At 41.2% G+C, this 14218-nt stretch carries 13 protein-coding genes; all 13 read right to left on the reverse strand.

The features are described from left to right. Positions 1–464 precede the first annotated feature (464 nt). The 13 genes from der to hscA all read right to left on the reverse strand — a co-directional run bounded on the left by der (position 465) and on the right by hscA (position 14191). Positions 465–1967 carry a ribosome biogenesis GTPase Der gene (gene der, locus A1QC_RS02575; protein ID WP_017024448.1) on the reverse strand — a complete coding sequence of 501 codons (1503 nt, stop codon included), beginning with the start codon at positions 1965–1967 and terminating at the stop codon, positions 465–467. A 226-nt stretch (positions 1968–2193) separates the two neighbouring features. Further along, the gene (gene bamB, locus A1QC_RS02580; RefSeq protein WP_017024449.1) at positions 2194–3351 is read right to left on the reverse strand and encodes an outer membrane protein assembly factor BamB; all 1158 of its coding nucleotides are present in this window, start codon (positions 3349–3351) and stop codon (positions 2194–2196) included. Between the two features lie 12 nt (positions 3352–3363). Beyond that, on the reverse strand, positions 3364–3981 hold the full coding sequence (locus tag A1QC_RS02585; protein ID WP_017024450.1) for a YfgM family protein: 618 nt from the start codon (positions 3979–3981) through the stop codon (positions 3364–3366). A gap of 36 nt (positions 3982–4017) precedes the next feature. Beyond that, positions 4018–5286 (reverse strand): histidine--tRNA ligase, encoded by a 1269-nt coding sequence (hisS, locus tag A1QC_RS02590; RefSeq protein ID WP_017024451.1) that lies wholly within the window; start codon positions 5284–5286, stop codon positions 4018–4020. 36 nt (positions 5287–5322) lie between these two features. Continuing rightward, positions 5323–6444: a flavodoxin-dependent (E)-4-hydroxy-3-methylbut-2-enyl-diphosphate synthase gene (gene ispG, locus A1QC_RS02595; RefSeq protein WP_017024452.1), complete on the reverse strand. Its 1122-nt coding sequence runs from the start codon at positions 6442–6444 to the stop codon at positions 5323–5325. Positions 6445–6451: 7 nt separating this feature from the next. After that, positions 6452–7435: a cytoskeleton protein RodZ gene (rodZ, locus tag A1QC_RS02600; RefSeq protein ID WP_017024453.1), complete on the reverse strand. Its 984-nt coding sequence runs from the start codon at positions 7433–7435 to the stop codon at positions 6452–6454. After that, entirely contained in the window at positions 7425–8192 is a 768-nt protein-coding gene (gene pilW, locus A1QC_RS02605; protein ID WP_017024454.1) for a type IV pilus biogenesis/stability protein PilW, read from the reverse strand. The genes rodZ and pilW overlap by 11 nt, the downstream gene beginning before the upstream one ends. Before the next feature lie 38 nt (positions 8193–8230). Beyond that, a complete protein-coding gene (locus A1QC_RS02610) occupies positions 8231–9349 on the reverse strand; it encodes a bifunctional tRNA (adenosine(37)-C2)-methyltransferase TrmG/ribosomal RNA large subunit methyltransferase RlmN (RefSeq protein ID WP_017024455.1) in 1119 nt (372 codons plus the stop codon). A gap of 181 nt (positions 9350–9530) precedes the next feature. Next, the gene (ndk, locus tag A1QC_RS02615; RefSeq protein WP_017024456.1) at positions 9531–9959 is read right to left on the reverse strand and encodes a nucleoside-diphosphate kinase; all 429 of its coding nucleotides are present in this window, start codon (positions 9957–9959) and stop codon (positions 9531–9533) included. 111 nt (positions 9960–10070) lie between these two features. Then, positions 10071–11366, reverse strand: coding sequence for an aminopeptidase PepB (gene pepB, locus A1QC_RS02620; protein WP_017024457.1), 1296 nt, complete (start codon positions 11364–11366; stop codon positions 10071–10073). A 339-nt stretch (positions 11367–11705) separates the two neighbouring features. Then, positions 11706–11897 carry a Fe-S cluster assembly protein IscX gene (iscX, locus tag A1QC_RS02625; protein WP_026025733.1) on the reverse strand — a complete coding sequence of 64 codons (192 nt, stop codon included), beginning with the start codon at positions 11895–11897 and terminating at the stop codon, positions 11706–11708. Positions 11898–11928: 31 nt separating this feature from the next. Further along, complete coding sequence (fdx, locus tag A1QC_RS02630; protein WP_017024459.1) at positions 11929–12267, reverse strand: ISC system 2Fe-2S type ferredoxin; 339 nt, start codon at positions 12265–12267, stop codon at positions 11929–11931. A gap of 73 nt (positions 12268–12340) precedes the next feature. Beyond that, a complete protein-coding gene (gene hscA, locus A1QC_RS02635; protein ID WP_017024460.1) occupies positions 12341–14191 on the reverse strand; it encodes a Fe-S protein assembly chaperone HscA in 1851 nt (616 codons plus the stop codon). Between the last annotated feature and the right edge of the window lie 27 nt (positions 14192–14218).

The raw sequence follows: 14218 nt of genomic DNA on the forward strand, positions 1-14218 counted from the left end.
ATTAAGAATATTTATATCACCATATCCCGAAAGCATAAGTTACATGTTCTGCATTTCAATTTAAAATAGAACATTAATCTAAATTATTTATTGAAAACCCAACGATCCAATATTTTCAATATTGTAAAAACCACTCAAAAGACTATTAAACTGAAAGATCATTGCTTCACAGTTGAAGCCATTTCCAGTTCATACTCTTCTGATTACCATTTTGTTGCTCCATTATTCTGTGCTTCTATAAAGTACTATTAAAAAATTAAGGCTTATAACTATGAAATTCTGGCAAATGAAGGTGATGATCATAATCAGCGGCTTCTATTGAATATACTGCCTAGAATGCTGAAAATGGACAAGCTTGGGTTGATAAAAACTACTCCATAACCGATGATTGGAGCATTGAAGATAAAAAAATACCACTTCGACTTGAAGTGGTATTTCATTTTCATCTGAAACAATAAATATTATTACTGTTTTTTGCGACCGCGTTTAATCAAACTAACCATGCGCTTACGTTTTTGCGCCTCTGTAACGCTTGATTTATTTACTTGGCCTTCAAATGGGTTTTCACTATTTTGGAATTGGATCCGAATTGGTGTCCCCATGATTTCCAATGAGCGGCGGAAGTAGTTCATTAAATAACGTTTGTAAGAATCGGGTAATTCTTTCACTTGGTTACCATGCACAACGATAATTGGTGGGTTATAGCCACCAGCATGTGCATATTTCATCTTCACGCGACGGCCACGGACCAATGGTGGTTGGTGGTCATCTTGCGCCATCTTCATTATACGAGTCAGTACCGATGTACCAACACGTGTAGTTGCGGACTTATACGCTTCTTGTACAGACTCGAATAAGTGACCTACACCTGTACCATGTAATGCAGAAATAAAGTGAATGCGTGCAAAATCAACAAAACCCAAACGACGGTCTAATTCTTTTTTCACTGCTTCTTTAACATCGCTATCTAAGCCATCCCATTTGTTAACCGCAATAACAATAGAACGACCAGCGTTAAGAGCAAAACCCAGTAAGCTAAGATCTTGATCCGAAATATTTTCACGCGCATCGATAATCACCAAAACAACGTTGGCATCTTCGATTGCTTTGAGCGTTTTGATCACCGAGAACTTCTCAACTACTTCATTAATACGCTTACGGCGACGAACACCAGCAGTATCGATCAAAACGTATTCACGCTCATCACGCTTCATTGGGATATAAATAGAATCACGCGTGGTACCCGGCATATCGTAGACCACAACACGTTCTTCACCTAAAATACGGTTAGTCAGTGTTGATTTACCCACATTTGGTCGACCAATGATCGCTAATTTGATCGGTTGATCTTGCAGGCGTTTAAATTCAGCTTCCGCTTGTTCTTCAGTATATTCTAGTTGTTCTTCTTCTTCGTCAACAATGTCTGTTAGGTCTTCAATTCCAGCTTTTAACTTGGCTTCTTCTTCCGCCAATTGGTCTGAAAATGGCTTCAATGCTTTGTCAATCAGGCTCATTACACCACGGCCATGTGCCGCTGCAATTTGATAGATTTTATCCATACCCAATTGCCAAAATTCAGCACTTGCTGCATCAGCATCCACACCATCGACTTTGTTAACAACTAACATGGTTGGTTTTTCACGCATACGCAGATGGCGAGCAATCGCTTCATCTGACACGGTTAAACCAGCGCGTCCATCGACCATAAACAATACAACATCCGCTTCTTCAATCGCAGCGAGTGATTGTTCTGCCATTTTAGTTTCAACACCATCTTCAGTGCCATCAATACCACCGGTATCAATCACAATAAATTCGTGTTCACCGGATTTTGCTTGGCCATATTTACGATCCCGAGTTAAGCCCGGAAAGTCTGCAACCAATGCATCACGCGTGCGTGTAAGACGATTAAACAACGTAGATTTACCAACGTTTGGACGCCCAACTAGAGCCACTACAGGAATCATATTTACCTCAAAATCTTCTAAAATAACTACAGCAGTTATAGGTAAGTGTCATTCACATTACCTCTTACCTATAACTACTTCATCAACAACCTTTTCTTAGCCATTCTATGAATTCATTCATGAAACTTTATGGCTAAGAATAACAACGGCTCCTATATATCCAAATTGGATAGGAGCCGATTACTCATACACTGATAAATCAGGGTCGCAGATTATATCACGATCCCTAACGGATCTGCATTTTCTTTATTTCGCCATCACGAGTCATTACAACAAAGCCATCATCAAGCTGAACTGGTGCGACAGCAATGCCTTCATCATCAATCAGTTGCTGAGCAACAAATTTACCCGTGGTGCGATCAATCCAATGTAAATAACCTTCATTGTCCGCAACCACCAAGTAATCATTAATGATAGTTGGTGATGTAAGTTGACGGTACTGCAATGAATCATTATTCCAAAGCTGTGTGCCACTTCGAACATCAACGGCTGAGATATGATCTTTGTCCGTAATAACAAAAATACGGCTACCGTCACTGGCTAAATCTGTGGCTGAAGAATAAGTGCGCTTCCAAATTGGCGTACCTGAACGTAAGTCGATACCAACCAATTGCCCATTAATACCAACACTATAAAGGCTAGAGCCAATAATTAATGGTGTCGAGTCAACATCAACTAATCTATCGATTTCAGTTGAACCTTTTGGTGTGCCAATTGGTTGTTGCCATAATAACTGACCTTTTTCAATCAGCGCTGCAGCTAAACGACCATTCGACATACCCCAGAAAACACCACCGGAAACAGAAACAGGAGAACTGTCACCACGTAAAGTTAAGTTAGGTACTTCATTACTGATTTCCCATGCACTATCACCTGTATCTTGTTTCAGAGCAACCAATGAACCTTTACTGGTGTGAAACATCACAAGGCTTTCATCGGCTAATGGTTTAGCTAAGACTTCACCATCAACAGTTTTCTGCCAAACAATAGAGCCATCATCAACCGATAAAGCGTAAGCTTGACCATTTTCAGAGCCAATATAGAGCTTGTCATAGGATGCTGTTAATCCACCAGATAAACGAGCTGGCTTGTCTTCACCAAGATCCTTTTTCCATAAAGTTTTACCTGTTTCTGGATCTAAAGCTTTGATCTCGCCATCACGGCTGGCGACAAACACTTTGTCGTAAGCATAAACTGGTGACAATTTAGAGAAAAAGTGCCCAACCCCATCACCAACAGATGCAGTCCATTCCGTACTCGGTGTAAATTCACTTTTAACTACCGGTAAAGGTGACATCACAATTGTGTCTTCTTCACTTGAACAACCTAGTAATCCAAGTGTAATGACCGTTAGTGCTAAACTACGATTGAACATTTTTCTCATGCAAGACATCCTTTACTTCGCAAGATCATCAATTTTGATTTGTAACGCTTGATCGGTCGAACCATCTTGTTGTGCTTGTGTGTAAGCTTTTACGGCCGATTCTTTATCACCTTTTAGCAGATAAATGTCACCCATCAATTCTTGATTACGCGCTTTCCAAGATTCAGATTTTACTGAATTAATCTTAGCAATCGCATCGTCATACTTTCCTTGAGCTGAAAGTACACGCGCTGTACGGTAAGCAATGATTGGTGTTAGCGTTTCATCATCTGTATGAGCTTGAGCCCATTGAAGTTGAGTCAATGCATCATCTAACTTATTCGCATCAATTTGCACTTTTGCTAACTGTAAAGACGTCAAAACAGCATAAGATGTTTTATCATTAGCATCGATAAACTCTTGTGCAGATTTCTCTGCAGCAACACCATTTGTTTGAATATTTTCAATCAACGCAGTGTAACCATGAGAAGCGGCTTCTTGCTCATTCGTAATCGTGTCTTGATAGTAGCGCCAGCCAATAATACCGCCAATCCCTACAACAACACCGATAACAACGGCCTTACCGTTCGCTCGCCACCAATCTTTAATTGCTTCTACTTGTTGTTCTTCATCAGCGTCGAAGATGCTCACGTCCTGTCCTCTTTCCAAAATTCTATAAATGATTAATTAAATAGCATTCGCTAAATAAGCCGCCAATTCAGATTGCGCTAGGGTTTGTTGCTCGCCCCCAGTTAAATCTTTCACTACGACGGTGTTTTCTGAAACTTCATTTTCGCCCAGAACCAATGCAATCGATGCACCAACTTTATCTGCACGTTTAAATTGTTTTTTAAAGTTACCACCACCAAAGTGAGTCATAAGACGAAGACCTGGAACGTTTTCACGAAGCTCTTCTGCTAACTTCATACCATTAATTAAAGTACCTTCACCTGCGGTAACAAGATACACATCGACCGCATTGCGAACATCATTTAATTCTAAGGTTTCAAGCATTAATACTAAGCGCTCTAACCCCATGGCAAAACCAACAGCTGGCGAAGGTTTTCCGCCAAGTTGTTCGACTAAACCATCATAGCGGCCACCAGCACACACTGTACCTTGAGCGCCTAGGCTTTCAGTGATCCACTCGAAAACCGTCTTATTGTAATAATCTAAACCACGAACAAGACGTTGGTTAACTTGGTATTTGATACCGGCTGCGTCCAATAGAGCACAAAGACCTGAAAAATGTTCCTTTGAATCATCATCAAGGTAATCGGCCAATTGCGGCGCATCCACTAATATGGCTTGTATATCACGGTTTTTAGTATCAAGAACACGCAATGGGTTGGTATACATACGACGTTTGCAATCTTCATCTAACACATCAATGTGTTGTTCTAAGAATTCAATCAATACTGCGCGATAGTTTGCACGTGATTCGACAGAACCAATTGAGTTTAGTTCTAAACGTACGTGTTTATCGATACCTAGCTCACGCCATAAACGCGCTGTCATCATAATAAGCTCAGCGTCGACATCCGGACCTTGCAGGCCAAACGTTTCAACACCAACTTGGTGAAACTGACGGTAACGGCCTTTTTGCGGGCGCTCATGTCGAAACATTGGCCCCATATACCATAAGCGTTGTTCTTGATTATAAATTAAACCATTTTCGATACCAGCACGTACACAACCTGCAGTACCTTCAGGTCGTAAGGTTAAACTGTCACCATTACGATCTTCAAATGTGTACATTTCTTTTTCAACCACATCGGTGACTTCACCGATAGCACGTTTGAATAGATTCGTCACCTCAACGATTGGCATACGAATTTCACTGTAACCGTAAGAACTGACTACATTTTTAACTGCATCTTCAACTTTGTGCCAAAGTGGAGATTGTGTCGGAAGGCAATCATTCATGCCTCGAATTGCTTGAATTGTTTTACTCACAGTCTATACCGTTCACTTTAATTATCGTGGGTGTCGTTATTTGTCAATGTGGCTAATATCAATACGGTTATTGGTATCTAGCATTGCCGCTTTCGCGCGGATCTTCGCTTCTAATTGATCAATAACATTATCGTTATCAAAGCGCTCTTTTTGGCGTTTGCCATCTTCATAGAATGCACTTTTCTTGTTACCACCAGCGATACCCATATGAGAGACTTCTGCTTCACCAGGGCCATTAACCACACAACCAATAATGGATACGTCCATTGGGGTAATAATGTCTTCTAGTCGCTGTTCAAGCGTGTTAACTGTATTGATAACGTCGAACTCTTGACGAGAGCACGTCGGACAAGCAATAAAATTAATTCCACGAGAACGAATACGGAGAGATTTTAGAATATCGAACCCAACCTTGATCTCTTCAACAGGATCCGCCGCCAAAGAGATCCGTAAAGTATCTCCAATGCCTTCAGCTAATAGCATGCCTAAGCCCACTGCCGATTTTACTGAACCCGCACGAGCCCCACCGGCTTCAGTGATACCTAAGTGTAAAGGTTGAGCAATTTGTTTAGCTAAAAGACGATAAGATTCCACCGCTAGGAATACATCGGAAGCTTTAACACTTACTTTGAATTGATCGAAGTTTAAGCGATCAAGAATGTCAACATGGCGCATTGCAGATTCAACTAACGCTTCTGCCGTTGGCTCGCCATATTTCAACTGAATTTCTTTTTCTAACGATCCGCCATTCACACCGATTCGAATTGGAATGTTCTTATCGCGCGCGCAATCAACCACAGAACGAATGCGTTCTTCATTACCAATATTTCCTGGATTAATGCGTAGGCAATCAACGCCATACTCCGCCACTTTTAAAGCAATGCGGTAATCGAAATGAATATCGGCAACCAGTGGAACATTCACTTGTTGTTTGATCACTTTAAAAGCTTCTGCTGCATCCATTGTCGGTACTGAAACTCGAACAATATCTGCGCCAACTTTTTCTAATGCTCGGATCTGTGCCACTGTCGCTTCCACATCAGTGGTGCGAGTGTTGGTCATAGATTGAACGGCAATAGGGGCACCGTCACCAATAGGCACGTTACCAACATTAATTCGTGTCGACGAGCGACGTTTAATAGGAGATTCGTGGTGCATAATATATCTACGGTAATGTCAATCGAGCCACTTTACCTGCAGTATATCTAGAAAGATCAACAGGTTCATTGGCTAAAGTAATAGAAACCCCTTCAGGGGCACCCAAAATAATAGAATAAGGCGTTTTACCGTCAAGAGTTAAAGACTGGCCTGCTTTTTTAAGCCCTGTCGACAAGATGGCACCGCTGCTGTCTTTTACTTGAATCCAACAATCATCTTTAAACGCCATTGCTAACGTTTTATTGGCGGTTTCAGAAGAAGCCAGCTCTTTAATTTCTGCTTTCTCAGTACTATTCGTGTTCACCGATGCTGTCTCATCGGAAGCATCAGTATGCAGTTCTTCGCCCGATTGAGGCATGGTTGGTAATGCTGATGACTGCGCTGAAAAATCATCCATAGACCCAGTCACATCACCACTCAATGCATCCGATGCTTGCTCTGTAGATTCTGATTCAGTTGAAGAAGAATCATCGCTTCCAATACGACTAAAGTCATCATTTTGATCATCGCTACTGCTGTCTGCAGACGATTGTGAATACGCAGAAGGGGCAAGTGTATCTTGTTGATGATTTTGCCACCACCAGATAGAAGATATCCCCAAAATCACAATAAGCATTCCCCACGTTATTCGCATAATGTGATTATCGTGTTTTTGCAGCTTATTTTTTTGAGAAAAACTGTGCATTGGCTGCTCTTTGTGCTGCCCTCGCCCAGATTGTTCTAGTGCAGATAAAATTTCTTTTTCACTGATCCCAACCGCTTTAGCATAAGATCGAAAATAGCCACGAATAAAAGTGGCTACTTGATGTGAGTCAAAATGGTTACTTTCGATACTTTCAATCACTGAAACTTTCAAACGTAATCGCTCAGAGATATCTTGCTGGCTAAGGCCTAATTCTTCTCTTCGCTTACGGAGCATTTCGCCCGGAAGTAATCCATTTTTCTCTGTTGGGGTTTCTAATTCTATTTCCGTATTGTTTTCAGTACTCATTCTGCCTGTACTTCTGATATTGAACAGAGTCTGGGTATTTTGTCTTCAATATGTTGCCATACTTAGACACTAGTTCAGGATTATTAGCTTTGTGTTCTAATTTTATTAATAAACCTAGACTAACAGGACGGTACCCATATCTCTTATTAAACTTAAATAAACGAACCCTTGCATCGGAAAACTCGTCCTTTTCGATTTCCAACTCTGCCAATTGCAATAATGACTGAGATCTGCCGGGATCATGATCTAGAGCCCTTGAAAAATACCCTTCGGCCTTCTCTGCATCGCCACTTTTTAATGCACATAAACCTGCATTTTCATAGCTGGCTGCCACTAGGTAGTAATACGGCTGCTCTATCGCACGGTTAAAATATTTATCTGCTTTTTCATATTCGCCTTGTCGACATAAAAACGCACCGTAGTTATTCAATACATCCCCATTTTTAGGAGAACTATCCAATGCGTCTTCATAGGCTTGTTCAGCTAATTCGTTTTCCCCTACTTTTTGATAGTAATAAGCAATGGAGTTCAATGCTCGATAATAAGATGGCGCATACTGCACTGCCATTTCAAGATTTTCACGAGCTTTAACCATATTCCCATCTTCTAAATATCCCAAACCTAATGAGATTCTAGCTTCTGAGGCTTTTATACTATCAAACTTAGCAGTATTTGGCTTATCCGTCACTGTAACACAACCGACTGATAAACTAACTACTAAAGTCAAAACTATCCTATTAACTAATAACATGGGCATCTACCTATCTTTCAAGGGGCCCGAAGTTACCTAATTGGTTAGATAGCTTTCACTGGGATTGGTTCCCCTTGTTGTTTTTGTTTGGTGCGTTTTGTTCGATCGATAACATCACCAACTAACTGTCCACATGCCGCATCAATATCATCACCACGCGTTTTTCTAACCGTGACGGTATAATCGTATTCCATCAATGTTTTCTGAAAACGATCGATACGAGAATTGCTCGGCTTTTTATATGGTGACCCAGGATAAGGGTTAAATGGAATTAAATTAATTTTTGAGGGGGTATCTTTTAACAACTCTGCGAGCTGTCTTGCATGTTGCATATCATCATTAACATGATCGAGTAACACATACTCAATCGTTACTCTACCGCGGTTAGCGTTAGAAGAAGCAATGTAACGTTGAACCGACTCTAAAAATGCTTCGATATTCCAACGATCATTAATTGGCATAATTTGACTACGCAATTCATCAGTTGGCGCATGCAATGAAATGGCTAACGCAACATCTATGTTGCCTGTCATTTGATCCAGCCCAGAGACAACACCAGATGTTGAAACGGTTACACGACGTTTTGATAGACCAAAGCCTAAGTCATCTAACATGATCTCCAATGCTGGGAGCAAATTTTTCATGTTCAGCAACGGCTCCCCCATACCCATCATAACGATATTGGTAATTGGGCGACGACCCGTTTCTTTTTGCAAACCAATTTCGCGCGCAGCACGCCAAACCTGTCCAATAATTTCAGAAACTTTCAGGTTACGGTTGAAACCTTGTTGGCCTGTTGAACAGAACTTACACTCTAATGCGCAGCCGACTTGTGAGGATACACATAACGTTGCACGATCATCTTCTGGAATATAAACGGTTTCCACGTCTTGATCGCCAACACGCATAGCCCATTTAATCGTGCCATCATTTGAATGCAAGGCTTCCGAAACATAAGGTGCACGAATTTCACAACGTGCTTCTAATTTAGCTCGTAACGTTTTATTAATATTGTTCATTTTCGAGAAATCATCACAACCAAAATGGTAGATCCATTTCATGATCTGATCGGCACGGAAAGCTTTCTCGTTCAGCTCTTCAGAAAAATACTGGCGTAGACCTTTGCGATCAAAGTCCAGCAAATTTACTTTTGTCATGGTCATGGTTTTCTCACTAATGGAACAATAATTAAGGGCGCGAATTGTACAGCCTTTATACATTCACAACAAGGTTTGTCGGCTTAGTTGTCATAAAAACTAGTAATAAAAAGTCAAATACTAGCCATAAAAAAAGAGGCCAAATAGCCTCTTAATTATAGTGGTTTTCTGCCAATTCACCGTAACTTTATGAACGTGGGCAAATTTCCGATGCAGGGAAGAAGAACTCAATTTCTCGTGCTGCTGATTCAGGGCTGTCTGAACCATGTACAGAGTTTAAGCGCATACTTACCGCATAATCGGCGCGTAATGTGCCACAAGCTGCTTCTTCTGGGTTAGTTTTTCCCATCAGTTCGCGATAACGAGCAATCGCATTTTCACCTTCAAGCACTTGAACCATGATAGGTCCAGACGTCATGAACTCTTTAAGAGGTTCAAAAAATGGCTTTCCTTCATGCTCAGCATAAAAACCACTTGCTTGCTCTTCTGTCAAACGAAGCATTTTTGCCGCAATGATAGTCAATCCAGCTTTTTCCATACGTTGATAGATTGCACCGATTAGATTTCTCTCTACCGCGTCGGGCTTAATGATTGAGAACGTTCTTTCTAAAGCCATAAGTTATCCTTAGTTTTATTTTTATTTAAAAGAGAGGATAGCCTCTCTTTACTAATGTTGTGTTTGTGCTTTGCTACTGAATTACACGACTCATTATTCTGAGCGAAGATTCTATTTAGCTTGTTCCACTAAAATACGAGCTAAGGTTCTTACGCCCATGCCCGTCGCACCAGCAGACCATTTATCACTTGAGGTTTTACGGTATGTGCCTGCGCAATCAAAGTGTAGCCAGCCTTTTTTGTAATCTTCGACAAAGTAAGATAAAAATGCAGCGGCGGTGCTGGCCCCAGGTGCATAACCTGCACTTGAGATGTTAGACATATCCGCAAAGTTCGATGGCAACATAGAGCGATGAAAATCCGCTAATGGTAATTGCCACAATCCTTCCGATTCTGATTCCGCATTTTTCAAGGCTTTTTGAGCAAGCTTATTATCAAAACTGAGCAATGCATGATAATCATTACCTAGCGCGTTTTTCGCAGCTCCGGTTAACGTAGCACAATCAATGATTAATTGCGGTTTTTGCTCACTGGCAAACAATAAGCCATCAGCCAGTACTAAGCGTCCTTCCGCATCAGTATTCATCACTTCAACCGTTTTACCATTCTTATAAGTAATGATATCGCCAAGTTTTAGTGCTCGTCCTGAAATCATATTTTCGGCGCAGCAAAGGATCAATTTCACCCGCTTATTCAAACCGCGAGCAATCGCTAGCGCTAATCCACCAGTGATAGTACCTGATCCACCCATATCCGCTTTCATTGAATCCATAAAGCCCGATGCTTTAATACTGTAACCACCTGAATCGAAAGTGATACCTTTCCCCACTAAACAAGCAAATACCGGGGCATTCTCATCACCTGTTGGGTTAAAGTCTAATTGCAGCATTGCAGAAGTGCGCTCAGAGCCTCTTCCTACTGCATAAATACCTTCCCAACCTTCAGTCAGTAAATCTTTATCTTTTACGATACGGTAGCTTACCGTACCTTCTGGCGCTAATGATTTAATAAACTCGCCAGCCATTGAAGCCAATTGACGTGGTGCAACTTCTTCTGCACTTTTGTTAATAATATCGCGTACCCAATCGGTAACTTTTACACGAGCTTCTAATTCTGTTTGTTGCTCTTTTTCAAGTTCAGGCCAAGTAACTAGGTTACCTTTTTTTGATGAACGGAAGCCTTGGATAAAAGCCCAAATTGATTCGATATCCCATTGCTCACCAATCAAGGCTACTTTTTTAATGCCTTGAGAATCTAACTTACGGCCTGCACGTTGAACGTTATCAATTGCCGCTACTGAAGAAGCATGGACAATCGCACCTTCTGCGCCAAATGAAAGAATGGCGTTTTCGCCCCATTGTGCATCTGCTGATTGACGAGAGATAGCGACGGACATCTGTGTTGACATTATTACTCCTTGCCTAGATCGAAAAGAGTATCAAAATCTCTTTCAAACATTACTGGCGTGTCATGACATGAAAATTAATAAGGCTAAATTCAGAGAGCCTTAAAACTGATAGATACTCACGCTTCAACGCTTGATGAAACTCGCTGCAGCGCAAATTTAAAACTTGAAAACTAAGCTATATCATAATGTATATGATCACAAGTATCACTCAATCGCCCTAATTCTTGTGGGCTTTATACCAAAAAATCCCTACAAACCTGGGTATATACCCCGCATGTAAACACCCATATAGCATAAAAGCCTCAATAGAGGCTTTTAGTTTAATCATATCAACTGTTATCACACTTCATCTAGCCAACACAACAAGATGGCTTCCAGAATTTTTTCATTCGAGCGATTTGGCTCATCATCAAAATCTTCAAGCTCGGTTATCCATTTGTGCATATCAGTAAAACGAACTGTTTGTGGATCTAGATCTGGAAACTTCTCAGCCAGCTCAATAGCAATGTCTTGTGAATCCGTCCATTTCAAGCTCATAAGCTTAACTCCTTTAATTCTGATATTAGTGTTTTTCTGATGCCAAGTTAATCGTATAACGAGGGATCTCAACCACTAGGTCTTGATCGGCTACTCTTGCTTGGCAGCCCAAGCGAGATTCAGGCTCTAAGCCCCAAGCTTTATCCAACATGTCATCTTCCAGTTCATCACTTTCTTCAAGCGAATCAAAACCTTCACGAATCACTAAATGACAAGTCGTACAAGAGCATGATTTTTCACACGCATGCTCAATGCCAATACCATTTTTAAGAGCGACATCCAATACCGTCTCACCCGTTTGAGCTTCAAGTACTGCACCTTCTGGGCATAAATCGACATGAGGTAACACTATAATCTTAGGCATAATTTATCCTGCTAGAACTTGTGACTGGTAATACGTATTGACCGTCCACAAAAATAATCATCATGAGTTGAAATTAAATATCATCGACCGATTGACCGGACAATGCTGCACGAATGGAAACATCCATACGACGAGAAGCAAATTCTTGGCTAAGCTTATCCGTCTCTTTAATACCTTGCTCTATCGCATCAGCATCATCACCATTACGCAGTTGAATTAATGTTTTCAACGATGCTTCGATAGATTGATATTCAGTAACGCTTAGAAGCTCTTCACCATTTTCTTGTAAAGCAACTAGCAACCCTTCGATCACACGGTCAGCTTCGACTTTTTGCTCTGCTAAGGCGCGAGCTTGCATGTCTTCTTTTGCGTGTGTCATTGAGGCACGAAGCATGTCGGCAATTTCAGTATCACTCAAACCGTAAGAAGGTTTAACTTGAATATCCGATTGTACACCTGTACTTTTTTCCATCGCAGTGACAGATAATAAACCATCTGCATCGACTTGGTAGGTAACACGAATATGCGCAGCACCAGCTTTCATTGGTGGGATACCGTTTAAGGTAAAACGAGCCAATGAACGGCAGTCGTCGATCATTTCACGCTCACCTTGTGCCACATGTACAAGCATGGCCGTTTGACCATCTTTAAATGTGGTAAATTCTTGCGCTTTAGCAACGGGAATAGTGGTGTTACGTGGAATGATTTTTTCCACCAATCCGCCCATGGTTTCAATGCCTAATGACAAGGGGATTACATCTAATAACAACATGTCTGAATCTGGTTTGTTGCCGATTAAGATGTCAGCTTGAATACCGGCACCAATCGCTACCACTTCATCAGGGTTAATACTTGTCAGTGGAGTGCGACCAAAGAACTCACCAACCATTGTACGAACAAAAGGTGTACGAGTAGAACCGCCGACCATCACTACTTCAGCAACTTCATCGCTATTCACTCCCGCATCTTTCAAAGCTCGGCGACATGATAGTAAAGTTTTTTTAACCAATGGCTGAATCAATTGATCAAACTGCGCACGCGTAAAAACGATGGTTTTATCTAAGACTTCCACATTCACAGAGTCGGCATCAGATAATTGAATTTTTGCTTGTGTGGCAGCATCCAAAAGTACTCGGTGCTGTTCTGCACCTAACTTTTCAGCAATGCCAACTTGTTGTTTAAAATAATCCAACAATAAATCATCAAAATCATCCCCACCAAGGGCAGAGTCACCACCAGTTGCTAATACTTCAAAAACACCTTTTGATAAGCGCAATAAAGAGATATCAAATGTGCCACCGCCTAAGTCATAAACAGCAATCACGCCTTCTTGGCCAGAATCGAGCCCGTAAGCAATCGCAGCAGCAGTTGGCTCATTAAGTAAACGTAGTACTTTCAAACCAGCCAGTTCTGCGGCGTCTTTAGTGCCGGCACGCTGCGCGTCATCAAAGTAAGCAGGGACAGTAATTACTACCCCTTCAAGTTCATGATCTAACGTTTTCTCAGCGCGTTCAGCCAAACTTTTCAGAATTTCACTCGACACTTGAATAGGATTTACCTGACCGGTTGGAACTTCAATTAAAGGCAAACCGTTATCACTGGCTTTAAACTGATAGGGTAAATCTGAGTAACGAGATTGTACGTCCAGTAAAGAACGACCAATCAATCGTTTTACTGAACTAATGGTATTTTTAGGATCTTGTTGCGCACGTAATTTTGCTTCATGACCGACTAAAATAGTTTCGGAAGAATAATGCACAACGGAAGGTAATATCGCTTTTTCATTTTCATCAACTAAAGGGGTACAAGAACCACTTCTCACAGCGGCAACAAGCGAATTGGTGGTGCCCAAATCAATACCGACTGCAAATTTATGTTGATGAGGAGCGGCGCTTTGGCCTGGTTCTGCAATTTGAAGTAACATTGTTGCACTGTCCTTTATTTATGAGCT

Origin of the sequence: Vibrio rumoiensis 1S-45 (assembly GCF_000286955.2) — a bacterium.
In the GTDB taxonomy this organism is placed as follows: domain Bacteria; phylum Pseudomonadota; class Gammaproteobacteria; order Enterobacterales; family Vibrionaceae; genus Vibrio; species Vibrio rumoiensis_A.